This window comes from Nonomuraea sp. NPDC049158 (assembly GCF_040648335.1).
GTDB lineage: Bacteria > Actinomycetota > Actinomycetes > Streptosporangiales > Streptosporangiaceae > Nonomuraea.
The window spans coordinates 66,673-87,347 of the sequence record NZ_JBEZDM010000010.1 but is presented as its reverse complement, the minus strand read 5'-3'; the positions used below and the strand labels follow the sequence as shown (position 1 = coordinate 87,347).

Here is a 20,675-nt window from a genome sequence, read left to right as displayed (position 1 = left end):
GGTCAGCTGTTGGTGGCGTCGAAGAAGGCGTACAGGTGGCGGATGCGCCCGTCGGCGAAGACGGCGACGTCGGAGCCGGTCGCGGCGGGGGTGCCGGCTTCGGGATCGCCGAACCGCCAGAAGAAACGGGCCTGACGATGGTGCACGTCGACCGGGGCACTCAGGCTGAAGCGGAAACCAGGCGGGATCCGCTGCTGCAGGGCGGCGAACGCCGCATCCAGCGCATCGTGTCCTTCAACGGCGGTCTCCGGGTCGGTGTAGGTGCAGTCGGGGGTGAGGATCTCCTCGATGGTGGCGCGCCGGGAGGCGGCGTCGGTGTCGTTGATGGCCTCGATGAACCGGTGGATGAGCTCGGCGTAGTTCATGGGTTTCTCCTGGTCAGTGCCGGACGGTCACGACGATCTTGCCGACCTGGGTGTTGGACTCCATGTAGCGGTGGGCCTCGACGATGTCGGTCAGGTCGAAGGTGCGGTCGATGACCGGGGCGAGCGCTCCGGCGCGCAGGCCATCGGTGATGAAGGTCTCGGCCCGGAGGACCCGCTCCTCATCGGCGAACAGGTGGAAGATGGCGTAGCCGTAGACGTTGATCGGCCACCACATCGGCAGCGGGGTGGGCCGCCCGTCCAGGGAGCCGTAGACGATCAGCATGCCGTCGGGGGCCACGGCCTGCGCCAGGTCGGGCAGGCCGGGACCGGCGACGCCGTCGAAGATCAGCCGCGCGCCGCGCTCGCCGGTGAGGGCGTGCACCTGCTTGACCACGTTGCCGTCGTCGGCGGCGATCACGTGCTTGGCGCCCGCGGCCAGAAGCCGGTCGGTTTTGGCGCCGGTCCTGGTCACCGCGATGGGCGTGGCGCCCAGGTGGGCGGCGATCTGGACGGCGGCCAGGCCGACGCTGCTGGAGGCGGCCGTGACGACCACATCATCGCCGGGCTGCAGTCTGCCGACCTCGACCAGTGCGCCGTAGGAGGTGAACGCGGGCACCCAGATGGCCGCGCCGGTCACCGCGTCCATGTGTTCCGGACGGCGGATCAGCCGCTCGGCCGCCACGATGGCCCGGTCGGCGTAGATGCCGTGGACGGACATCCCCTCGTCGTTCGGCTTGGCCACGATGCTGACCGCTTCTCCGGCGGCGTAGCCGGTCACGCCGGGTCCGATGGCCTCCACCACGCCGGCGGCCTCGGTTCCCAGACGCGAGCCGGGCAGCACCGCGTCGTAGTAGTAGCGGCCGGTGCGCAGGAACACCTCGCCCCGGTTGAGTCCGAAGGCGTCGATGCGCACCCGCACTTGGCCGGGGCCGGGTTCACCGATTTCCACGTCGGCGAGGTAGAGCACCTCGGGACCGCCGAGCTCGTCGAACAGGACTGTCCTGGCTTTCATCACGAACTCTTCTCTCAGTTACACGGATCCTGTCGCCGTTCAAAGTCAGAACGGCGTTCAAACTTTGTGCGCCGTACTCTAACGTAGCGGTGTAAGCTGTCAAGCGTGCAAGAGCAGACAGTGGGCCGGCGGGCACGGTTGCGGGCGCAGACCACCGCGGAGATCAAAGCCATCGCGCTCAAGCACCTCAGCGAGGGCGGCCCCGACGCGGTCTCGCTTCGGGCGATCGGCCGCGAGATGGGGATGAGCGGCAGCGCCATCTACAGCTACTTCGACACCCGCGACGCGTTGATCACCACGCTGATCAACGACATCTACACCTCGCTGCTGGACCAGGTGGAAACTGCACGCGACGCCGTCGCCCCCGACGACATCGCCGGCCGGATCCTGGCCTGGGGGCAAGCCCTACGCGTCTGGTCGCTGGCCAACCCCGAAGGCTTCCGGCTCATCTACGGCGATCCGGTCGCCGGCTACCACGCGCCGGCCGGAGGACCGGCCCCCGAGGCCGCCAAACGTGCCTGCTTGGGACTCACCGAACTGGCCGCCGCCGCCTGGCCGTACGCGAAAACCACCCAGGCATCCACCGACCACCAGTGGTCGGACTTCTCACCCGGCCTGGCCGACACCATCCGCGAACACTTCCCCGGCCTGCCCCCGGCTGCCGTTGCCCTCGCCCTGCGCATGTGGGGCCGCATGCACGGCCTGATCTCCCTGGAGGTCTACGGCCATCTCGGCACGCAGACCGGCGACCCCGCCAAGCTCTACCACGCCGAACTGCTCGACCTGCTCAGATCCCTAGGGCTCGACGTGGAGCATGCGCGCCGCGCGAGGACGCCGCACTCCTCGGCCTGAGCCTTTGGACGATGTGCCGCACAAGGAGATGTAGCACGCCACAGATAACACTCCATTATCTGTGGCACCGCTGATCACGACCTGCGGTAACGAATGCGGGCCGCTGCGTGAAGCGGCCCTGTTATCTGCGGCAAGGAGGACGCCGTGCCCGCCGTGACGCCGCTGCCGGCCGCCCAGCGCCTGACGGTCCGCGCCGCGGCCGACGCCTTCCTCGACACCGTGCCCAACCCCAACACCGTGCGCGCCTACGCCGCCGGCGTCGGCAAGATCGCGCTCCGGCTCGGCGAGCATCGCCCCCTCGCGGCGATGGCCGACGACGAGATCGGCGAAGGACAGTCAACGCCTACCTGGTGCGCTGGATGAGGAAGAAATACAAGCGGCTGAGGACCTTCAAGAAGGCCCTCGCGGCCTGGGACCGAACCACCCGCCAATACCCGCGCTTCTTCGCGCACTGGCGGTGGATTTCCGAGTTCTGACGGTGAGATTGAGAAGAGCCCGGTGACGGGAGACTGTCACGCCGGGATCTGTGGGAGCCCGGAGGTGAGACTCCTCCGGGCGACCCGACCTTCCAGGACTCCTGGACGCGCCCGTCATCGTCGGCCAGGGCACGTGCCGCAGATATCGGCGCCGCGCCTGCCGCCTCCTGCTGCTTGATGGTGAGGTCGATCCATCACCACCGCCAGCGCCAACTCCGGCCACCTCGCCTTCACCCTCACAGCAAGACGAACGACCAGGACGATAGACCTTCAGGATCCCTGACATCTCATCAATCCCCGAAGAACCCGGAGCGCCAGCAGATAAGCCCGGGTCCTGCGGCTAGAGGGGCCAGGGAGGCCAGAAGCAACTCCAGGGTAGTTACTTCCGGGATTGTCCAATCTCGGAACTCCGGCTTCTCCAGTGCGGGACAAATCGGTGATGTGTGGACTCGATATGGAAGGTCGGCGTGCAGAAGTTCGCACAGGAAGTTTGATCTTCATACCGGTTCGATGACGGCGCCTTCCGCACCCAAGTGCCGAACCACGTACCTGGCCATGCCTCATTCCCACATTTAGGACAAGAAGACGAGACGTCATTACCTCTGTTACGGGGACGCCCTCCGGGCTTTGGCCCGCTGGTAGTGCCTGGCCGCCTTGGCCCGGTTGCCGCAGCCCTCCTTTGTGCACCAGCGGCGCAGATGGCGGCGGTCAAGGAAGAGCCAGCCGCAGTTGTCGGCCTGGCAGATTGACACCGACCGCAGATCGGGTGAGGCGAGCAGTTCGGTGCCCTGCCGGGCGATCGTCCATACCGCCAGATCGCAAGAGCCCTGGTCGTCCCAGCCCCATGCCAGGTCGGGGGTCAGCCGCGTGTGACCCATCGCCACCCGCAGGTGCGCGTTGATCGTGTCCAGATCGCCAGGGTCGGGGGAGTTCTCCTTCATGGCGGCCAGGAACGAGCGGAACAGCGCCTCGCGCAGTTCCCTTGCCGCGGACAGTGTGGCCTGCGTGCCGGCCGGCACCAGGATCCCTGCCTGCTGCGCCCAGTCCGCGAGGTCGGCGGGGGTCTGCAGATGGTCGTACGGCTCCGGCCCGGTGTGCCAGCTGACCGTGTTGGCGAAGTCGAGCGGGAGCGAACCTCCGACGAACATGAACGGCATGCTCTAACTATAAGAGTTGACACAAGGGGTTAGAAGGCTCTAATTCTAACCCGGTGATGCTTTTCAAGAGGGTAGAAGGCCGCGACTTCGGATCGCTGTGGGCCGCGCAGTCCATCTCCCAGGGGGGATCCCAGATCACCACCGTGGCGCTGCCACTGACCGCCGTCGCCCTGTTCGACGCCGGCCCCGCCCAGATGGGCCTGCTGAACGCCGCCGGCTACCTACCCGCGCTCCTGCTCACCCTGCTCGCCGGTGTGTGGATCGACCGTAGCCGCCGCCGGCCGCTGCTCCTCGGAGCCGACCTGGGGCGAGCCGTCGTGATCGGCCTGATCCCGGTCACCGCCATGGCCGGGGTGCTGGGCATCGAGGGCCTGTACGTGATCGTCCTGGCGAGCGGGGCACTGACCGTGCTGTTCGATACCGCCTACCATGCCTACGTGCCCGCGCTCGTGCCAGGCCAGAGCCTGGTTCGGGCCAACAGTCGCCTGCAGTTCAGCGCCTCGCTCGCCCAACTGGCCGGGCCGGGGTTGGGCGGTCTGCTGATCCAGGTGCTCAGTGCGCCCGTCGCGCTCGCCTTCGACGCGCTGTCCTTCCTGCTCTCGGCGCTGTTCCTGGTCCGCATCCGGCATCGCGAGCGGCCCCTGGAGCCCGGCAGGCGCCGGCAGATCCGGCAGGAGATCGCCGAAGGGCTGCGCGCGACCTTCGGCAACCGTCACGTCCGGCCCGTCGCCCTGGAGGCGGCCACGTTCAACTTCTTCGGCCAGTTCATCGCCGCCCTCTACGTCCTGTACGCCGTGCACGACCTGGGGCTGTCCGCCGGGGTTATCGGCGCCATCGCCTCAGCGGCGGCGGCGGGCGCCGTGCTCGGCGCGCTCGCCGCCGAGCCACTGGTGCGCCGGCTCGGCTTCGGCCCTGCACTCATCGCGACCATGGTGATCGCTTCCACGCCGCTCATCGCCATTCCCCTGGCGACCGGCCCGGCCAGCCCGATCGTGCTGGCCATCGCGTACTTCGTGGAGGGGTTCGGCATCGCGGTGTCAGGCTCGCAGGCGGTGACGCTGCGGCAGGTCGCCGTGCCCGCAGCCGTGGTCGGGCGGGCCAACGCCGCCTACCGCACACTGTCGTTCGGCGTACTCCCGCTGGGAGCCGTGGCCGGCGGTCTGCTGGGGGACCTGATCGGCCTGCGCCCAGCGCTGCTGGCAGGAGGTATCGGTCTCGCGCTGGCACCCGTGTGGGTGCTGCTGTCGCCCGTACGCCACCTGCGCACCGCCGAGGACGCCCGTCCTCGCGAGACCGAGGTCGGCGCCTGAATGGGGGTAACTGGTGAGGTTCCTTAATCAACTGTGTTGTATTCGTGGACGGGAAGTGCCGGTTCGTCACCGTTGGTGATCGCCAGGGGCGTAGCGGCTCCAGGGGCCGGCAGCTGGGCGGCGATCTGGGCAGCGGTCTCGTTGTTGTAGCCGAGCATGCGGGCGACAACAGGGGCCGGGGCTTGGAGGACGAGCTGGCGGATCGCGGCGGTTCGGGCCTTGCCGACCTCGAAGCCGCCACCGGCCAGACCGCCAGCACCCCAAACGGCGAACTCGCCCGCTTCTCAGCCGCCGTCTCCACCTGGATCGGCCAACACACCACCGCCATCGCCCTCTTCGCCGCCGTCATGGTCCTCGCCGTGGCGGCGACCGCCGTACGCCACCGGATGCGCCAAGCCCCCCGCACCGGGGACGGCGCCCCGACCACCCAGGACTGCTGCCCACCTACCTCACAGGCAACGGCCGCCACAGACCAATCCGCCAATAGCAACCCCTGAACACGGGCCCAAACTCAGGCATCACGCTGCGTCCCCCTGCGGCGTTCGGCGAGAACAACAACGCCGCTCCGGATTCGATCAAGCTCGCCCAGTGCGTCATCTCGTTCCCGCTGCACCGCGTCGAGGCGTTCGGTGAGGTCGCGGATCAGTACCGCGTAGGCCTCCACCCGGTCCTTGAGCTCGCGCTTGCCAGGCGCACGATCGGGCTGCTCGAGGATCTGGCGATCACCACCTTTCCCGCGGCCCTGGCCGACTTCGCCGCACTCCATCCGCGAGTCGACCTCGAGGTGATCGTCGGCTCGGCGTCGCCCCTGCGCAAGCTCGCCGACCGGGGCCGTCTTGACCTGGTGTTCGGGAATCCGTCGGTCATGCCCGAAGCGTCCGTGCGCTGGCAGCGTCAGGTCCCGCTGGCCTGGGCCTGCGCGCCGCTCTTCGATCCACTCGCCGACCCGCTGCCGCTGGTGCTGTTCTCGCTTCCCTGCCAATGGCGCCAGCCCGTCATGGACACGCCCAGCCGCCACGGGCGCCGATGGCGGATCGCCTTCCAGAGCACCAGTGTGCATGCCGTACAGGCGGCCATCGCAGCCGGAATCGGCGTCGGCGCGCTACTCGTGGGCAATGTCCCGGCGGGTGCTGTGCGCCCATCTGAGCAGCAGGGGTTGCCGCTGCTGCCGATGGTCGACATCGCGATCTCCCGGCGCGCCGGCACCGACACCGATCAGGCCCTCAACAGCCTGGAACGCCTCCTGCGGCGGGCGGCCGCCACAGATACGCCAGTGAGCCCCTGATGCGGCTTCATGACGTGCGGCCGGCCGTGGCAGGAGGTGATGCGCCCGCTCCAAACGAACGGGCGGCCGGTGCGCCTGATCACCACATGTCCACGTCCACGCCGATCGCGATGGTCCGCAGGGCGCTGAAGGCGACCCAGGTTCGCGTGTTGCTGTCCAGCCCATAGTTGCCGGCCTCGCCCGTGCCGGGCAGCAGGTCGAGCACGGCGCTGACGTGGCCGCACTCCGCAGCCTTCCGGGCCACATGTGCGGACTCGCGGCGCTTCGCCGCCTTGGGGAGGTTGGCGAGCCCGGCGTGCTGGGCGGCGAGATCGGTCAGCTGGTCGTCGGTCGGGCCGGCGGGCCTGCCCTCGGCCGCGATCCGTTCGGCCATCGGCAGGTGATCCGACACCCAACAGCGGTTGATGTCGCCCCACAGCTGGAGCAGATCCGGCTGCCCGTTGAGCGTGAGCGCGCGGGCCGCCGTCCAGTCGTCGAACCAGCGCACGCCATATTCGTGCCGCTTGTTCGGGTCCTCCGGCTCGCTGCGCTCCCCGATCAGCTCGCGTACCAGCTCGCTCTCGCCCCGCCTGAGCAGGCAAACCAGCCAGGGCACGCCGTGGTACCGGTCCCTCGGCGTGCCGGCGCCCTCGTCCAGCACGGCGCGGGCCTCCCGCTCCCGGCCGCACTCGGTGAGCGCCCAGACCAACGGCAGCCGGACCTCCCAGTTCGAACGGTCAGCGTCGGCGGCCTCGCGCGCGGCGGCGAACCACCGCTCGGCGCGTTCATGCCGCCCCAGGACCGCGCAGGCCCCGGCGACCGCCGCCAGGTCCGCCCCATCACTCACCTGCGCAAGATCGTCGTCGGCGTAGGGGAAGACGGCGGCGGCCTCGGCGGCGAAGCCGGCCGCGCCGAGCGCGAGCGCGACCCGCGCCAGATGTCCGAGACGTAGCCGGTGCTCCGGCATCGCGAGGGCCAGGTCGCGGGCTTCGGCGGCCTCGCCCCGCCGGGCGCGGATCATCGCGAGCTGCTGGTACGTGTCGACGATCCAGTCTTCGTAAACGACCGAATGCTCAACGGTCAGGTCGACGAGCGTGCCCACGACTACCGTGATCAGATCGGTGACGGTGGCGGTGTCGGGCGGCGGCCATGTCCCCGTCGCCTTCGCCGTGCTGTCACGCCCCCGGAACGGCTTCAGCAGCAGCTCGGTCTCCGGCGAGGCTGCCCCTACTCCCGCGCGGGCGGTGTCGGGGAAGACGCTCTGGTCACCCCAATGGAACGGCCAGGCGAAGCGGCGGTCGACGGTCCAGCAAAGCCGGCCGTCGAGATCGTCGTCCCGGTCGGGAGGCGCGATGACCGTGCCGTCCTCGAACGCCACCGCCCAGGTGTCCTCGTCCAGCGCGAACGTCGGGTCGAGCCGGAGCCGGTCGCCGAGGTCACGACCGGCCAGGAAGAGCGGGCGACGGGCTGACGGGGCGTGGTGGAAGGGGTGGTCGGCCATGATCTCGCCGGTCTCGGGGCGTAGGAAGCGCACCGCGTGCGCGCCGATCGCGATCAGCACGTCGGCGGCGGGCCATTCCAGGCCGAAGCCGTACTCCCACTGGCCGACGGTACGCCGGACGCCGTCCAGGACACGCAGCCGTTCGGGGGCTTCACCGAGCGACCAGATCTCGATCCGCCCCTCGTCGGTGACACAGGCGGCCCGCTCACCGTCCGGCGACCAGGCCCACGACCGGGCGTCCCAGCCGCGCGGGTTGGAAGTGGCCACCTGAATGTTCAGGTCGTGGCGGTGCTCGCCGGTCGTCGCGTCGATGATCCCGACGGTCCCACCGGCCGGGTCCACCACCGCCAGCCGGCCGCCCGGCCCCCAGCAAAGGACGTCGGCGCCCGGATAGCCCGGAAGCTCCGCCGTGGTCCCACCCGTCAGCGCGTCGGCGATGACGAGCTTTTCGCCGCGCTGGTAGGCCAGGAGCCGTTCGTCCAGGCTCCACTCGGGCGGCGGCGCGTCCTGATCCTCTTCCAGGTCCAGAGTCCAGGAGACCTGCCGCTTCTCCACATCGAGCGAGATCGCCGCGTACGCGTTCCCCGCCTCTCCGTAGACCCGGGAACCGTCGCGCGACCAGAACGCCCGGCCGAGGATGAACTCGGGCTCGTCACTCCAGGATTCGCGCGATGGTCCGCTGAACTCGATCGGCTCCGTTCCCTCCGGGTGGGAGTCCGGTGGCCCGGCGACCGAGCCCTCGTGCATCGCCACGATGACGTTGCGCAGGAAGTCCGACTCGCCTCCGTAGACGAACGCGCGCCTGCCCTCTGGGGCGAAGGCCATGCCCAGCGGCCTGCCGGAGCCGAGGAAGAAGGCGTCTGCGATCGGCTCGCGGGCGGTGCCGAACGGGTCCCACACGCCGGTCGCGTTGGTGTTGTACTCCAGCGCGATCCGCCTGCCGTCCGCCGACCACTGGAGGCTGCGGCTGTAGTTCTCGAAGCCGATGCCGCCCATGATGCCGTCGATAGCGTGGACGCAGCGGCCGGTGGCGACCTCGAAGACCTGCAGGACCCCGCCTTGGTCGTAGTCTTCGCCGGTCCAGCTGCCGACCGCGAGATGGCGGCCGTCCGGGCTCAGTGCGTGGCCGTTCAACTGGCCGTGGTGCACGTCGGAGTGGCGCAGCGCGGCACCCGCGTCGCGGAGCCGGGCGGTCGCGAGGCGGTGCGCGTCGGTGACGCCGTGGGCGCGTTCCAGAGCGTGGAGGGCGTCCCGCAGCGGCACGGTGTCGCGCTCCGGGCAGAACGCGGACCAGTCGGCGTTCTTGAGAATGTCGAGGGCCTCGCCGGGTCCCATCGGCTCGTCCAGGACGGCGGTGAATGGCGGGCGGGTGCCGGGTTCCCTGCCTTCCAGCAGGGCCACCAGCGCGTCCTCGTCGTAGATCGGAACGCCGCGCACCGCCGCCGGACCCGCCTTGGCACCCGACTTCTCCCCGGCGAAGACCAGATCCGTCTTCGCCGAGACCGACGCGGTCACCTTCGCGCCCAACAGCTCCAGGCCGTGCTTGGCCTCATCCTTCGAAACCCGGCTGAACCGCCCGGCCAGCACGATCGTGCTGCCACTGATGATCATGCCAAGCGACCGTAACGGATATGACCGACACTTCGCCCCTTGTTCATGGCGTCCGCTCCCTTTTCAGCGCGACAATCGCCCGAGCCAGCCGAACATCCTGCCCAGCAGGCCGCCCCCGGACCCCGCGGCCGCCGCCTCCGAGGCACGGACCGCGGCGAAGGGGTTGGACGCGAGACCCGAATGATCGTAACGAGGTTTCCGGCGGGACAACGTCGAATGCCGCGCTCACCGTACGGACGCCGAGACGGCTCCCCCGAACAAGGTGAGTACGTCACGGACGAAGCGGCTCCGGGACAGGCCCAGGCAGCGCAGGGCCAGACCGTGATCGACGGCGACCACGGTCACCGTGCCGAGCATCAGGCACCACCAGCCGCCCGCCAGTACGGCGCGGCGCGCGGTGGGCAGGTGGCGGAACGAGCGGCTGAGGCGCCCGCAGTGAAAAGGGACATGGCGCTGCTCGTCGGCCAGGATGCGGGCGGCGACGTCCGTGGCGAGTGGATCGCCCGCGCCGTCCCGCAGGGCTCGGTAGTAGCGCAGTGCGATCACCTCGGCGATCATCAGGACCATCAGCTCCAGGCGTAAGCCCAGCATCCGGCGCAGCCGTACGAAGGCGGTGTCGCTCCGGTGCCCGGCCAGGGTCGGCGCGCCCGCCGCGGCCAGCAGGTGGGCGAGCAGACGGGCGTGGTTCTGCTCTTCCGCGACGAAGAGGCGGACCGCCGCGCTGTAGGCGTCGTTCTCGGCTTTGTCCGCTTCGCCGATCAGGCCAGTGCCGTCCCCGGCTCTGTCCGCCTTGCCGATCAGGCCAGCGCCGTCGCCGCTCTCGCCGACTTGGAAGCGCTGGATGCTCGCCATCACCGCCCGGTGGAGACACGCGCCCCGCCCCCAGTCGGGGTCGCCGTCGGTGCGCCGCCGCTCGGCCGCCGCTTCGAATTCCGCCACCCAGGCGGTGACGTCGGCACCCTTTTTCATGGCATTCACCGTACGAACGGATTGTGGATAAAACGTGTGGGTGATCGTCGAGGTTTCGTGCAGATTGTCGGCCAGCAGTCGCAGGGCCGTGGACCGCCGGATGTCAAGATTCCCGCCACCTGGGTAGAGGGGGCCGCATGAGCGGCGACGGATCACATCAGGCGACTCTCGCGGCGCTGGCCGCCAACGTGGGAGTCGCGGCCACCAAGTTCGTGGCCTTCTTCTTCACCGGCTCCTCGGCGATGCTCGCCGAGGGCATCCATTCCATCGCCGACACAGGTAACCAGGGCCTGCTCATGCTCGGGCGGCGGCGGGCCAAGCGGGAGCCGAGCGCCGATCACCCCTTCGGCTACGGGCGTGAGCGCTACTTCTATGGCTTCCTGGTATCACTCGTGCTGTTCTTCGGGGGCGGGCTGTTCGCCCTGTACGAGGGGTACGAGAAGATCTCCCATCCGCATCCGCTGGAGAGCTGGCCGTGGGCGGTCGGGGTTCTGGTGGCGGCGATCGTCATGGAATCGCTCTCGCTGCGCACCGCCGTACGCAACTCCAACCGGGTGCGCGGTGGCCGGTCGTGGGCCGGGTTCATCCGCGACGCGAAGGCGCCCGAGCTGCCGGTGGTGCTGCTGGAGGACACGGCGGCGCTGGCCGGGCTGGTGTTCGCGCTCGTCGGCGTCGGGCTGACGGTGCTCACCGGCAACTCCGTCTTCGACGGCCTCGGCTCGATCGCCATCGGGCTGCTGCTGGTCGCGGTGGCGGTGACGCTGGCCAGGGAGACCAAGAGCATGATCATCGGTGAGGCGGCCACGCCCGCTGTTCAGGACGCCATCGAGAAGGTCTTGGACGGCGACCCGTCCATCCAGGCGTTCGCCCAGGTACGGACCCTGCACCTGGGGCCGGAGGACCTGCTGATCGCCGCCCGGGTGACGATGCACTCGTCGGGCGACGTGGACGGGGCCGCGCAGGCGCTGGCGGAGACGGAGCGGCGGATCAGGGAGCAGGTCTCGATCGCGTCGGCGGTGTACCTGCAGCCGACCCCACCGGAGCGGGTGCCGTGAAAGCAGGTCGATCTGCCGTGAAAGCGGGTCAACGTGTCGGGAAGGCAGGTCAGCGTGCGGCCAGCAGGCTCTCGGCGCAGTCGACGACGGTCGTGGCGGCGGGTCGTGGGCGCCACCCCAGCAGGCGCTGAGCCTTTTCCGAGGTGTGGAGGTATTTCCGCCCCAGGTTCGGCAGCACCGCCCGTACCCCGGGATCGAAAAGCGAGATCAACCGGAAGAGGACGTCCGGCAGCACCCGCGTGGGCACCTTGCCGGCCGCCGGGCCGAGCTTCGAGCGGAGCTCCTTCGCGACGTCGGCCAGCCACATGAACTCGCCGACCGCGATGAAGCGCTGTCCAGCCGCCCGCGCCGAGGTCATCGCGCGCAGGTGCAGATCGGCCAGATCACGTACGTCCACGATGTTGAACCCCAGACGGGGAACGCCGGGCATGCGCCCGTCCACGAGACGCCCGATCACCTGTACGGACCCGAGGTTGTCCGCCGACAGCACCGGGCCGAACACCGCGCCCGGCAGGACCGTCGTCAACGTGGTGGGCCCCTCGTAGTCCGCCATGAATCGCCAGGCGGCGCGCTCGGAGACCACCTTCGACTTCCGGTAGGCATTGAGCGGCTCGCCTTCGACGTCGGTCCAGACGGTTTCGTCGAAGACGCCGCCTTCGCTGTCGCGCGGCGGGGTGGCGGCGGCGCACGAGGACGTCATCACCACACGCTTGACCTCGGCCTTGGTGGCGGCCTTCAGGACCCGGAGCGCCCCGTCCCGAGCGGGCACGATCAACTCGTCCGGATCCTTGGAGCTCCCTCCGCCCAGCGGCGAGGCCACGTGCAGCACGTAGTCGCAGCCCGCCACCGCCGCGTCCCATCCGGCATCCGATGTCAGGTCGGCGACGAACACCGTCAACCGGCCGCCGGGGTCAGTGGGCTTCTTCGCCGGGCTGCGTACGGTGGTGCGCACGTCATAGCCGCGCCGCAGCAGCTCGGCGACGCACCAGCCGGCGACGAATCCGGTCCCACCTGTCACCAGAACTGTCTCTGTCATTGCTCTCCCCTCCCGCCATCCATTTCATTAGCCGATCGGCTAATGAAATGACAACACAGAGCGGCGCGGCCGTCAACCGGTGGGCTACCATCGCCGCATGTCGCCGACCCGAGCCGAGCAGGCAGAGAAGACCAGGCAGGCGATCCTCGACACCGCTCGGCGGCTGTTCGTCGAGCACGGGTTCGACGCGACGTCGTTACAGCTGATCGCGGACACGATGGGCGTGACGAAGGCCAACGTCTACTACTACTTCCGCACCAAGATCGAGATTCTGGAAGCGCTCCTCGACGTCAGCATCGCCGCGTTCGACGCGATGCTGGACACGGCCGAGACGATCCGCGGCAAGCGGGCCCGGATGGAGTACCTGGTCGACGGGTTCGTCGATCAGGTCATCGCCAACCGCGCGATCGCGCCGCTGAGCCACACCGATCCGGGCCTGCGCCGGCACGACCGGATCAGGCGCACCCTCGACGATCAGGCCGAACGCGGCCTCCACCTGCTGTTCGGCGACCAGCCGACAGCGGATGAGCAGGCGGCGTACTTCATGGCCAACGACCTGGGTCCGGCGATCCGCCGCCTCACCCACCTGGGCGACGACGAGTTGCGCGAGACCCTCAAGCGGCTCTGCCTGCGCCTGCTGCGCGTCTGAGGTCCACCGAGAGGTCGCCGCGCCTGCGAGCCGTTGCCGGCGTGGGCCGACGTCCGCGCCCTGCTCTGCGAGAGCGAGCCGCTGGTGGCGATGCCACCGGCTCAGTGAATAAATGCGTTGCCCGGCGATGATCTGTCCGGCATGCTTCTCGACATGAAGAACCTCAGCAGCGACGCGATGCGCCACGGTCATATGGTCCGCCATGGCCGTATGCCCTGGGGTCTTCGTCACTGACGTCACGGTCAGCGAGCCGCCGCCCAGGACCACACGGTCTGGGCGGTTTTTGTTTCCCCCGATGATTTCCCCGATGGCGGGTGAGGGTGCTGGTGTGCCCGGCGGTTTCATAAGCCGCCCCAGGTGGGTTCGATCCCCACACCCGCTACCGGGCCTTCGTGGCGCAGTGGAGAGCGCGCCTGCTTGCGGAGCAGGAGGACGCCGGTTCGAGTCCGGCCGAAGGCACCGCGAAACACCAGGTCGAAGGCCGCCCCGGAACCTCCAGAGCGGCCTTCATGATCCTCTGAGTGACTATTTGCGTGACTAAGCTTCTGGATCCTGATCAAAGATGCGGTCCATCGCTGTGGCTCCGCCTTGGAGTACCGGACGGATTTGCTGGAGGTAGACAGCCTCTGTGACAGCCGTACTGCTGTGGCCGACCAGCCTGGAAATCTCCTCCAGAGGGATGCCGTGGTCGGAGAGCAGCGAGACGAAGCTGTGCCGCAACTCGCGGGGCGTCCACTCTGCCGGGTCCACTCCTGTCGCATCCTTGATGGCCTTACGGAAGTCACGTCGCAACTTGGACGGATCAATCTCGGTGCCCACCAGGGAAGTGAACACGAGCCCATGCTCCTTCCAGCGACTCCCGGCGGCCTCACGGTCCTTGTCCTGCTGGTCTCGGTGCCGCTGTAGCGCTTCAACGCAGCGCCTGGGCAGAGCCAGCGTCCGCCGGGACTTCTTCGTCTTGGTCTTCCCTCCTTCCCGAACAGAGCGCCACACGGCCATGTACGGCGGTATGGCCGGCGTCACCTTTGGGTTGCCTTCCAGGTCCACGTGACCCCAGGTAAGTGCGCGGAGTTCCTCGGTACGCGCTCCGGTGAGCAGGGCCAGCACGATGTAAGCGTGCATTCTCGTGCCTTCGGCGGCCTTGAGTACGGCTTCTGCCTGTGCGAAGGTCAGCGACTTGGACGGGCGGCCGTCCTTCCCCTTGGGCACTGAGCACAGGTCCACGACATTTCGCTTGACCTTGTCGCGGGCCATGGCGCGCTTGATCGAACGATTCAGGCACGAATGGATGATCTGCAAGGTCCGAGTGCTCAGTGTCTTCGCCTTGTTGGCGAGCCACTTGTCCACGTCTTCGGCGCCGAGGTTACGGAGCTTTCGCGCACCCAACGCAGGAATGACATGGGTTCGGCACTGCTGCGTGTAGAGGTCTGTAGTGCGCTTGCCGCGTCCGTTGAGCCCGTAAGCCAGCCAGTCGTTCACGGCCCGTTCGACGGTATAGTCACCCGGCGCGATAGCAAGGCCGTCCTCGTAATCTCTGAGAACCTCTTTGAGCTTGTTCTTGGCTTCGGTCTTGGTCTTGCCGCTGCCCTTCTTCACGATCCGCTTCCCGGCAGGCGTGTAGCCGACCGTTACGGACGCGATCCATCGTTGGCGCTTGTCGTCCCAGTGGAGTCCGCCGTCCCCGCGGCTTCTGCGCTTGGCCATCAGTTGCTCGCCTCGTTGCCGTCGCCGGCGGCCGGTCGGGCCGGGGCCTCGCTTTCCAGGAGGGTGATGTAGTCGCGTATGGCGGACGGGGGGATGAGGCGGCGGCGGCCCTGGCAGACGGAGCGCAGGCGGCCGGTGCGCAGCTGCTCGTAGATGACAGTGCGGCTGAGTTTGAGCAGGCGCATGGCGTCGGGGATCTCGTACAGCTCCAGGTCGTTGACGGGGCCGGGTTGGGTGGCGGTGGCCTGGGTGGTCATGACGGGTGGTGCCTTCCTACGTGGGAGGTGGTGGCGATCCTGGCGCTGCTTGGTCGGTGAGCCGGGCCGCCCTTCTGTGTTGGGTCAGTAGTGCTGGCCTGGGGGTTTCGGTCCTGCTGATTTCGGTGGTTCTTGTGGGTCGGTCGGGTGGCTCTCTAGCGCGTGGGGCTGAAACATCTCCGCATCTCCGCATCCCCGCATGATCTTGTTTGAGCTGAGGAAACTCTTGCGGAGATAAAAATTTTTGGACCAAGTCCATCTCCGCAAACGGCCTCCATCTCCGCAAAACTGCGGAGTTGCGGAGATGGAGATTTTTTGACCGGGTCTATATCCGCAAGTGTTTGTGCTGGTGGAGGGCATGTTTGCGGAGATGCGGAGATGGGGAGATGTTTCAGCGCTTCTCGGTCCAGGGTCAGGTTTCGGTCAGGCATGGCACTCGACCCAGAACACGTTGCGGTCGCCTCGGTCGTTCTTGGACGAGCGGAGTACGTAGTCGCCGCGCCAGCGGCCGACCTGGCCGGCCAGGAGCCGTCCGAGGGCGAGCGCGTTGGGCAGGCGGCCGGTGTGGGTGGTGATGAACTGGCCGTCCCAGCGGTCGTGCTCGTCGTAGCCGACGCGGTCGGGTTCGCCGGAGCGGCGGAGCTCGGCAGCAGTCATGGCTTTGCTGGCGTGCAGGGTGTGCCAGCAGGCCAGGAAGGCGCGCCAGCGGGTTTCGTCTTCGTCGATGCCGCGCACGTCGGCGGCGTTGGTCAGGAAGCCGTAGAGGCCGTGGTGGGCCAGGAAGCCGCCCAGGTGCTGTGCCCACGGGGTGAACTGCCGCATGGACAGACCGGACTCGCGCGGCGCTCCCGCGTTGGTCCAGTCCAGGACCAGGACCAGCAGGTGCCAGAGCACGGTGTGCTGGTTGGCCGGGACGGTGATCCACTGGTCCAGGTGCGGAATGCCGAACTGGGTTTGGTCACGTTGTTCGGGGCGGGGCATGTCGGGGTCGAGGTGGACGCGGACGGTGCGGGAGGCCATGTCGCCGCCGACTTGGAGGTTGTTGCCAGTGGCCATCCAGAGCCGGTCGTTGACGGTGGCGATGTTGCGGGAGGCGCCGAGCTGGCGGTCGGACCAGACGCCGGCGGTGACGAGCAGGGCCAGGGTGGGCGAGTCGATGACGGTGCCTTCGGCGAGGTTGTCCCAGACGACGACGCCGACTTGTTCGGTCAGGACGGCGGTGATGCTTTTGCGGAGTTCTTCTTCGGCGTAGGCCCAGGGCATGACGCGCTGGCCGTAGAGCATGCCGGGGCCGCCGGTCAGGATGCTTTTGCCGGAGGCGGGCATGGTGGCGTCGATAAGCGCGAACGGGGTCAGGCTGCGGGTGAAGTGCCGCAGGATCGGGGTGGCCAGCAGCGCGACGTAGTTGGCCAGGTCGGCCGCACTCGACCAGGGGAAGTCGCGCAGAAAGCGGTTGAGCAGGAAGTCGCGGGCGTCGGCCACCTGGTCGGGGGTGGGCTGGTCGGGCACGGGCGGCAGGGTGACTTTGGCGGCCAGGTACAGGCCGGTGGGCGGGTCGTAGCCGGGGGCCTGTAGCAGGGTGCCGTCACGGCGCAGCACCGGCGCGCCGATCACCCCGCGCAGGGGTGGCAGATCGGGCCAGGTCTTGCCGGCCAGGACGGAGGCCAGGATGTCGCGGGGTGGGGTGACCTCCTCCTCGTAGATCTCTGAGCCACCGTCCTTAGTTCTGCGGGCGCGTAGCCGGTAGACGTAGGCGTGTTCGGCCAGCAGCCCGGCCAGGGTGGCCGGGGTGATGGTGCTGGCGGTGACGGGCAGGGGTGAGTCTTCGTCGGCGGCCGGGCTGCTCTGGCCGCCGGAGACGGTTTCCATGTGAGTCAAGTCGCCGCCGGAGACGTAGGTGTTGGGCAGTAGCCGGTCGGCCAGCGCGGTTTTGAGGACGCGGATGGTTTCGGGGCCGGATCCGACGTGCACGTGCGTGGAGTCGGTCATGCAGGCACGCTCCGGGGCCGGCGGGCGCCTGCTCGGAAGCCGGAGCGGATGGTCGTGCGGGCCGGGCCTGGCGGGTGTCCGGCGCGTGCGGCGGCGTCCAGGAGCAGGGTTTCGGTGGCGGTGTCGTCAAGGGCGCCGCCGGCGACCAGCTGGCCGAGCGCGACCGCTGCCCCGTACAGGGTGGTGTTGCGGCTGCCTTCGGTCGCGGCGGCGATCGCGTGCAGGCTGGCGCGGATCGCGGCGTCCAGGTAGGCGCCGCGCCGGCCGGTACGCAGAGGGACGACGACGGGGCGTTGCGGCGGTAGCGGCGCCGGCCGGAGTCGTTCGGCCAGCCAGCCGGGCAGCGGTGCCGGGTCCGGGGTGTGGAGTGGCTGGTAGGTGCCGGCGCCGTCGGGCAGGTCGACGATGCTGCCGGGGCCGACGACGTAGCCGCCGGCCGCGCGGGTGTCTATCTTCCAGCCGAGCCCGTTGCCCCGATCGCTGGAGGTGTTGCCCAGGCGGGTGCCGTCGGGGGCGGTGAAGTACAGGTGCAGGCCGCCGCGCCGGGTGCGGACGGAGAAGGTCTCCCACGGGACCGGCTGGCCGGTCTGCTCGCACAGCAGGGCGAACACGTCGGCGCCGTCACTGACGCCGGGCAGGTCCCAACCGGTAGGCGGTTGCTCGCCCGGCTTGGGCACGTCCAGGTCGACGACCACCAGGCGGGACGGGCCGCAGGCGATGCCGATGTTGTAGGGCGTGCGTGCCCAGATGCGGCGGATCACTTCGGGGTTGGCGGTGGCCTGCCGTTTCCAGCTGATCCCCTTGAGCGGCACTTTGTCGCCGGGTGTGACGGGAAAGACGTGCCAGCCGCGGGCGGCGGCGGCCAGCGCGTAGGGCGCGAGGTTTCCGGGCATGGTTGATCTCCCCTGGGTGGGTGTGCTGGTGCGGTCACGAGGGGTTTTGGGCGGCTACATCGCTGGTCGGAGGGTGTTGCTCGGGGTGGTGAGGCGGCGGTCAGGTCAACGTCAGGGTGCGTTCTGGATGGCCTGGATGGCCTCGTTGAGGTCTTTCCACTGTTCGTTGAGGGGGTGGTCGTAGTCGCCCATGGTGGGGTCGAGGCCCTGGGCGCGTAGGTCGGCCTCGATCCGGCGCTGCAGGGCGTCGGCCTCGGCTTGCAGTTGCTGAAGGTTGTCCATGGCTGTCTCCGAAGGGGGCAGGGAACGGGGGGTGAGAACGGCCGCTCATCGGCTCGTTAACAGGTGGCGGGACAGGGCGGTACGCAGGTCGGAGCGCACGACGACCTCGGGTTGGTCGCTGTGGTGGTGTAGGAGCACGCCATTGCGGCGAAGGATGGCGGCCATGACGGAGGCTTCCCAGCCGAAGCGGGGGCCGTCGGGGCACACCGGTAGCCGTCGGGTGATCTCGTTGAGGGGGAGTCGGGTTTCGCCGTCGAGGAACACGGCGGCCACCTTGGCGAGCATGTCCGGGTCGCCGGGGCGGGGCCGGGCGATGGTCTGCGGCTCGACGGTCTGCGGCCTGGGCGGAGCTGGCGGTGGTGTCTGGGTGGGGCGTGGTCGTACCCCGCACAGCGGGCAGCACCGGGAGGCGCCACCCTGGCGCTTGAGGGCTCGTTCGCGGGTTCGGCTGCCGGGCCAGGTGCGGGCCAGGTCCCAGGTGATGCCGGCGGCTTGGACGACGGCCAGCAGGCGGGCGCCGCGGCCGGCGGCGTGCTCGGCGAGGCGGGCGTTCAGGTCGGTTGTCCAGCCGAGGTAGTGGCGGGCGTGCTTGTAGGGCTGGGCGAAGTGCAGCAGGTAGATGGTTCCGGTCATGACGGTGCCGGTCACGGCGTCAACCTGATCGGCATGATGAGGTGCCGGTAGTCGTCGTCGCCATCGCGTCCGAGCAGGGCCGGCTTGACGGGGTCGGCCATGCGCAGCTGCACCGCGCCGCCGCCGAAGACGTTGAGCGCGTCGAGAAGGAAGGGCGGGTTGAACGCGATCTGGATGTCGGCGCCGTCCAAGGTGCAGTCGGCCGTTTCGGAGCCGCGGCCACTGTCGGCGTTTCCGGCTTCGACGAGCATGGTGTGCTGGGTGAACGACAGCCGGACCGGGGTGGACGGCTCGGCCAGCACCGCGACGCGTTTGACGACCGCGGCCAGCGCGCTGGCGTCGAACTCGGCCACGATGGAGGCCTCGGCCTGCATGAGGGACCGGAAGTTGCAGAACTCGGGGTCGAGCAGCCGGACCGTGGCGCACCGGCCTGCGCTGACGAACGCGGCCAGCTGCTTGGACAACCCCACCTGGACGTGAGCGTGCTGCGGGAGGCTGCGGGCGATGTCGGCCAGCGTTTGGGCAGGGATCAGCACTTTCAGCTCGGCCGGGGCGTCCAGCACGGGCGACCATGCCATGGTTCGCCACGTCATCCGGTACCGGTTGGTGGCGGCCAGGTCGATGAGGCCGTCACCAACTTCGAGGCGGACACCGGTCAGGTTCGGGATGGTGGGGTCGGTGCCGGCGGCGACGGCCACCTGGGCGATCGCGTCGGCGAGCATCTTGGAGGCGAGGCTGCCGACCGTGGCCGGCGGCTCCGGCAAGGCGGGGAAGTCATCGACCGGCATCAGCGGGAGCGTGAACTCCGAGCGGCCACAGCGGATGACGGCCTGCTTGTCGTCGACGGCGACGTCGACCGGTTCACCCTTGGGCAGTGTCTTGGCCACCTCAGCGAGGATGCGGCCGGGCAGCAGCGCCCGGCCCGCCTCGATGGGGGCCTCCAGCTCGACGTCGGCCTTGCGGGAGGTGTCGTAGTCGAACGCCGACACCTGCAGCCCTTCCCCCTCGCTGAGCTCTCCGGTCTGGAGGAGGATGCCGTTCAGCACGGGCGTCACGGGTCGTTTGGGCAGGGCGTGGCAGACCCAGCCGACGGCGTCGGCCAGCTCCCCCGCCATGATCGTGAACTTCATCAGGACTGTTCCTCTTCGTCGTTGGGTTCGCCGTCGGGTTCGTCGGCGGTGGCGAGTTCGTGGGCGAGCTCCGGGTCGAACCGGTGCAGGCAGCCGGGGCACGTCCGGGCGCCCTGAAGGGGGGATGTGGCGTCCGTGCGGGGGTCGAGCCAGCCGGCGCCTTCGACCGGCTCGCAGATCCAGCGCAGAAGGTGGGGGCAGTCGCGGTAGATGTGGCCGGTAGGCCCGGCCGGGTACCAGGGGCGGATCCAGGTCAGGGTCGTCATGGCAGGCGCGCTTCCAGGTAGAGGCGGACCTGGCGGGAGTTGCCGCGGCAGGGGTAGGGGGTGGAGGTTTCGATGACGGTCAGGACGCGGGCGATCTCGGTGGCGGCGTGGTCGACTTCGTCGGGCAGGCCGGTGATGCGGATCTTCACGAGCTGTCTCCGTGGGTTGGTGGTGGGTGGTCGCGGCGTCTGGGGGCGTGCGGTGGGCATGCCGGCATGGCCTCTACGGCCGTTACATCGCAGGTCGCAGGGGGCTACGCCCCTC

General features: G+C 69.1%; 23 protein-coding genes and 2 tRNA genes. 9 read left to right on the top strand and 16 right to left on the bottom strand.

Annotation, left to right across the window (positions count from 1 at the left end; all coding sequences use genetic code 11):
• Window positions 1-2 precede the first annotated feature (2 nt).
• A complete protein-coding gene (locus AB0B61_RS22805) occupies window positions 3-365 on the bottom strand; it encodes a nuclear transport factor 2 family protein (protein WP_358435032.1) in 363 nt (120 codons plus the stop codon).
• A 13-nt stretch (window positions 366-378) separates the two neighbouring features.
• Window positions 379-1,377, bottom strand: coding sequence for a zinc-dependent alcohol dehydrogenase family protein (locus tag AB0B61_RS22800; RefSeq protein WP_358435030.1), 999 nt, complete (start codon window positions 1,375-1,377; stop codon window positions 379-381).
• Window positions 1,378-1,482: 105 nt separating this feature from the next.
• Between AB0B61_RS22800 and AB0B61_RS22795 the strand changes: the two genes are divergently transcribed.
• Window positions 1,483-2,229, top strand: coding sequence for a TetR/AcrR family transcriptional regulator (locus AB0B61_RS22795; RefSeq protein ID WP_358435027.1), 747 nt, complete (start codon window positions 1,483-1,485; stop codon window positions 2,227-2,229).
• 144 nt (window positions 2,230-2,373) lie between these two features.
• Entirely contained in the window at window positions 2,374-2,592 is a 219-nt protein-coding gene (locus AB0B61_RS22790; RefSeq protein WP_358435024.1) for a hypothetical protein, read from the top strand.
• A gap of 718 nt (window positions 2,593-3,310) precedes the next feature.
• On the opposite strand, the gene AB0B61_RS22785 is transcribed toward AB0B61_RS22790, so the two are convergent.
• Complete coding sequence (locus AB0B61_RS22785; protein WP_358435021.1) at window positions 3,311-3,862, bottom strand: ABATE domain-containing protein; 552 nt, start codon at window positions 3,860-3,862, stop codon at window positions 3,311-3,313.
• A gap of 56 nt (window positions 3,863-3,918) precedes the next feature.
• Between AB0B61_RS22785 and AB0B61_RS22780 the strand changes: the two genes are divergently transcribed.
• Both AB0B61_RS22780 and AB0B61_RS22775 read left to right on the top strand, forming a co-directional pair.
• Window positions 3,919-5,172: an MFS transporter gene (locus AB0B61_RS22780; RefSeq protein ID WP_358435586.1), complete on the top strand. Its 1,254-nt coding sequence runs from the start codon at window positions 3,919-3,921 to the stop codon at window positions 5,170-5,172.
• A 44-nt stretch (window positions 5,173-5,216) separates the two neighbouring features.
• Window positions 5,217-5,669, top strand: coding sequence for a hypothetical protein (locus AB0B61_RS22775; RefSeq protein ID WP_358435018.1), 453 nt, complete (start codon window positions 5,217-5,219; stop codon window positions 5,667-5,669).
• 14 nt (window positions 5,670-5,683) lie between these two features.
• Here the strand turns inward: AB0B61_RS22775 and AB0B61_RS22770 are convergent, their stop codons facing one another.
• The gene (locus AB0B61_RS22770) at window positions 5,684-5,938 is read right to left on the bottom strand and encodes a hypothetical protein (protein ID WP_358435015.1); all 255 of its coding nucleotides are present in this window, start codon (window positions 5,936-5,938) and stop codon (window positions 5,684-5,686) included.
• Here AB0B61_RS22770 and AB0B61_RS22765 point away from each other — a divergent pair.
• Complete coding sequence (locus tag AB0B61_RS22765) at window positions 5,870-6,457, top strand: LysR substrate-binding domain-containing protein (RefSeq protein WP_358435583.1); 588 nt, start codon at window positions 5,870-5,872, stop codon at window positions 6,455-6,457. The genes AB0B61_RS22770 and AB0B61_RS22765 overlap by 69 nt on opposite strands.
• A gap of 79 nt (window positions 6,458-6,536) precedes the next feature.
• Here AB0B61_RS22765 and AB0B61_RS22760 read toward each other — a convergent pair whose 3' ends face one another.
• Together AB0B61_RS22760 and AB0B61_RS22755 are read right to left on the bottom strand one after the other, a co-directional pair.
• Window positions 6,537-9,548 (bottom strand): BRCT domain-containing protein, encoded by a 3,012-nt coding sequence (locus AB0B61_RS22760; protein ID WP_358435012.1) that lies wholly within the window; start codon window positions 9,546-9,548, stop codon window positions 6,537-6,539.
• 225 nt (window positions 9,549-9,773) lie between these two features.
• Window positions 9,774-10,517 (bottom strand): ferritin-like domain-containing protein, encoded by a 744-nt coding sequence (locus tag AB0B61_RS22755; protein ID WP_358435009.1) that lies wholly within the window; start codon window positions 10,515-10,517, stop codon window positions 9,774-9,776.
• A 137-nt stretch (window positions 10,518-10,654) separates the two neighbouring features.
• Between AB0B61_RS22755 and AB0B61_RS22750 the strand changes: the two genes are divergently transcribed.
• The gene (locus AB0B61_RS22750; protein ID WP_358435006.1) at window positions 10,655-11,572 is read left to right on the top strand and encodes a cation diffusion facilitator family transporter; all 918 of its coding nucleotides are present in this window, start codon (window positions 10,655-10,657) and stop codon (window positions 11,570-11,572) included.
• A 49-nt stretch (window positions 11,573-11,621) separates the two neighbouring features.
• Here the strand turns inward: AB0B61_RS22750 and AB0B61_RS22745 are convergent, their stop codons facing one another.
• A complete protein-coding gene (locus tag AB0B61_RS22745) occupies window positions 11,622-12,608 on the bottom strand; it encodes an aldehyde reductase (protein ID WP_358435003.1) in 987 nt (328 codons plus the stop codon).
• Between the two features lie 97 nt (window positions 12,609-12,705).
• On the opposite strand from AB0B61_RS22745, the gene AB0B61_RS22740 reads away from it, so the two are divergent.
• The 3 genes from AB0B61_RS22740 (at window position 12,706) to AB0B61_RS22730 (ending at window position 13,716) form a co-directional block, all read left to right on the top strand.
• Window positions 12,706-13,257: a TetR/AcrR family transcriptional regulator gene (locus AB0B61_RS22740; protein ID WP_358435000.1), complete on the top strand. Its 552-nt coding sequence runs from the start codon at window positions 12,706-12,708 to the stop codon at window positions 13,255-13,257.
• A 309-nt stretch (window positions 13,258-13,566) separates the two neighbouring features.
• Window positions 13,567-13,639, top strand: a tRNA-Met gene (locus AB0B61_RS22735).
• Window positions 13,640-13,643: 4 nt separating this feature from the next.
• Window positions 13,644-13,716: transfer RNA gene (locus AB0B61_RS22730), tRNA-Arg, on the top strand.
• 78 nt (window positions 13,717-13,794) lie between these two features.
• Here AB0B61_RS22730 and AB0B61_RS22725 read toward each other — a convergent pair.
• From AB0B61_RS22725 to AB0B61_RS22685, 9 genes are all read right to left on the bottom strand, one after another.
• Window positions 13,795-14,961 (bottom strand): tyrosine-type recombinase/integrase, encoded by a 1,167-nt coding sequence (locus AB0B61_RS22725; protein WP_358434997.1) that lies wholly within the window; start codon window positions 14,959-14,961, stop codon window positions 13,795-13,797.
• Window positions 14,961-15,218, bottom strand: a complete 258-nt coding sequence (locus AB0B61_RS22720) for a helix-turn-helix domain-containing protein (protein ID WP_358434994.1) — start codon at window positions 15,216-15,218, stop codon at window positions 14,961-14,963. Before AB0B61_RS22720 ends, AB0B61_RS22725 begins: the two co-directional genes overlap by 1 nt.
• A 423-nt stretch (window positions 15,219-15,641) precedes the next feature.
• On the bottom strand, window positions 15,642-17,207 hold the full coding sequence (locus AB0B61_RS22715) for a hypothetical protein (RefSeq protein ID WP_358434992.1): 1,566 nt from the start codon (window positions 17,205-17,207) through the stop codon (window positions 15,642-15,644).
• Entirely contained in the window at window positions 17,204-18,100 is an 897-nt protein-coding gene (locus AB0B61_RS22710) for a bifunctional DNA primase/polymerase (protein WP_358434989.1), read from the bottom strand. Before AB0B61_RS22710 ends, AB0B61_RS22715 begins: the two co-directional genes overlap by 4 nt.
• Before the next feature lie 111 nt (window positions 18,101-18,211).
• Window positions 18,212-18,382 (bottom strand): hypothetical protein, encoded by a 171-nt coding sequence (locus AB0B61_RS22705; RefSeq protein ID WP_358434986.1) that lies wholly within the window; start codon window positions 18,380-18,382, stop codon window positions 18,212-18,214.
• Between the two features lie 45 nt (window positions 18,383-18,427).
• Entirely contained in the window at window positions 18,428-19,030 is a 603-nt protein-coding gene (locus AB0B61_RS22700; RefSeq protein ID WP_358434983.1) for a hypothetical protein, read from the bottom strand.
• A complete protein-coding gene (dnaN, locus tag AB0B61_RS22695) occupies window positions 19,027-20,145 on the bottom strand; it encodes a DNA polymerase III subunit beta (protein ID WP_358434981.1) in 1,119 nt (372 codons plus the stop codon). Before dnaN ends, AB0B61_RS22700 begins: the two co-directional genes overlap by 4 nt.
• The gene (locus AB0B61_RS22690; RefSeq protein ID WP_358434978.1) at window positions 20,145-20,411 is read right to left on the bottom strand and encodes a hypothetical protein; all 267 of its coding nucleotides are present in this window, start codon (window positions 20,409-20,411) and stop codon (window positions 20,145-20,147) included. The genes dnaN and AB0B61_RS22690 overlap by 1 nt, the downstream gene beginning before the upstream one ends.
• Window positions 20,408-20,560, bottom strand: coding sequence for a hypothetical protein (locus AB0B61_RS22685; RefSeq protein WP_358434976.1), 153 nt, complete (start codon window positions 20,558-20,560; stop codon window positions 20,408-20,410). Before AB0B61_RS22685 ends, AB0B61_RS22690 begins: the two co-directional genes overlap by 4 nt.
• Window positions 20,561-20,675 lie beyond the last annotated feature (115 nt).

What these genes read in the sequence shown, in the direction of transcription:
- AB0B61_RS22800 (WP_358435030.1), bottom strand. Translation starts at nt 1,377, where the DNA reads ATGAAAGCCAGGACAGTCCTGTTCGACGAGCTCGGCGGTCCCGAGGTG.
- AB0B61_RS22745 (WP_358435003.1), bottom strand. Translation starts at nt 12,608, where the DNA reads ATGACAGAGACAGTTCTGGTGACAGGTGGGACCGGATTCGTCGCCGGC.
- AB0B61_RS22720 (WP_358434994.1), bottom strand. Translation starts at nt 15,218, where the DNA reads ATGACCACCCAGGCCACCGCCACCCAACCCGGCCCCGTCAACGACCTG.
- AB0B61_RS22690 (WP_358434978.1), bottom strand. Translation starts at nt 20,411, where the DNA reads ATGACGACCCTGACCTGGATCCGCCCCTGGTACCCGGCCGGGCCTACC.
- AB0B61_RS22780 (WP_358435586.1), top strand. Translation starts at nt 3,919, where the DNA reads ATGCTTTTCAAGAGGGTAGAAGGCCGCGACTTCGGATCGCTGTGGGCC.
- AB0B61_RS22805 (WP_358435032.1), bottom strand. Translation starts at nt 365, where the DNA reads ATGAACTACGCCGAGCTCATCCACCGGTTCATCGAGGCCATCAACGAC.
- AB0B61_RS22770 (WP_358435015.1), bottom strand. Translation starts at nt 5,938, where the DNA reads ATGGAGTGCGGCGAAGTCGGCCAGGGCCGCGGGAAAGGTGGTGATCGC.
- AB0B61_RS22785 (WP_358435021.1), bottom strand. Translation starts at nt 3,862, where the DNA reads ATGCCGTTCATGTTCGTCGGAGGTTCGCTCCCGCTCGACTTCGCCAAC.
- dnaN (WP_358434981.1), bottom strand. Translation starts at nt 20,145, where the DNA reads ATGAAGTTCACGATCATGGCGGGGGAGCTGGCCGACGCCGTCGGCTGG.
- AB0B61_RS22755 (WP_358435009.1), bottom strand. Translation starts at nt 10,517, where the DNA reads ATGAAAAAGGGTGCCGACGTCACCGCCTGGGTGGCGGAATTCGAAGCG.
- AB0B61_RS22725 (WP_358434997.1), bottom strand. Translation starts at nt 14,961, where the DNA reads ATGGCCAAGCGCAGAAGCCGCGGGGACGGCGGACTCCACTGGGACGAC.
- AB0B61_RS22740 (WP_358435000.1), top strand. Translation starts at nt 12,706, where the DNA reads ATGTCGCCGACCCGAGCCGAGCAGGCAGAGAAGACCAGGCAGGCGATC.
- AB0B61_RS22705 (WP_358434986.1), bottom strand. Translation starts at nt 18,382, where the DNA reads ATGGACAACCTTCAGCAACTGCAAGCCGAGGCCGACGCCCTGCAGCGC.
- AB0B61_RS22710 (WP_358434989.1), bottom strand. Translation starts at nt 18,100, where the DNA reads ATGCCCGGAAACCTCGCGCCCTACGCGCTGGCCGCCGCCGCCCGCGGC.
- AB0B61_RS22750 (WP_358435006.1), top strand. Translation starts at nt 10,655, where the DNA reads ATGAGCGGCGACGGATCACATCAGGCGACTCTCGCGGCGCTGGCCGCC.
- AB0B61_RS22760 (WP_358435012.1), bottom strand. Translation starts at nt 9,548, where the DNA reads ATGATCATCAGTGGCAGCACGATCGTGCTGGCCGGGCGGTTCAGCCGG.
- AB0B61_RS22715 (WP_358434992.1), bottom strand. Translation starts at nt 17,207, where the DNA reads ATGACCGACTCCACGCACGTGCACGTCGGATCCGGCCCCGAAACCATC.